At 72.2% G+C, this 245-nt stretch carries 1 pseudogene; it reads left to right on the top strand.

Features of this window, described 5'->3' with window-relative positions:
* Window positions 1-245, top strand: a pseudogene (locus tag HA630_RS26850) (phenylalanine--tRNA ligase subunit alpha); the annotation flags it as partial.

Genomic DNA, 245 nt, shown 5'->3' with positions numbered 1-245 from the left:
GCCAAGGCCCAGTACCTGGGCAAGAGCGGCCGCATGACCGAGCTGATGAAGGGCATGGCCAGCCTGAGCGTGGAGGAGAAGAAGACCCGGGGCGCTGCCATCAACGTGGCCAAGCAGGCGATCGAGGCGGCGCTGAACGACCGCCGCGCTGCCCTGGCCGAGGCCGAGCTGCAGCGCCAGTTGCAGGCCGAGGCGCTGGACGTGACCTTGCCCGGCCGCCAGCGCGGCACCGGCGGGCTGCACCC

Source organism: Aquabacterium sp. A08, assembly GCF_011742065.1.
The sequence above is the reverse complement of the archived record's forward strand: the minus strand, read 5'-3'. Positions and strand labels throughout refer to the sequence as shown.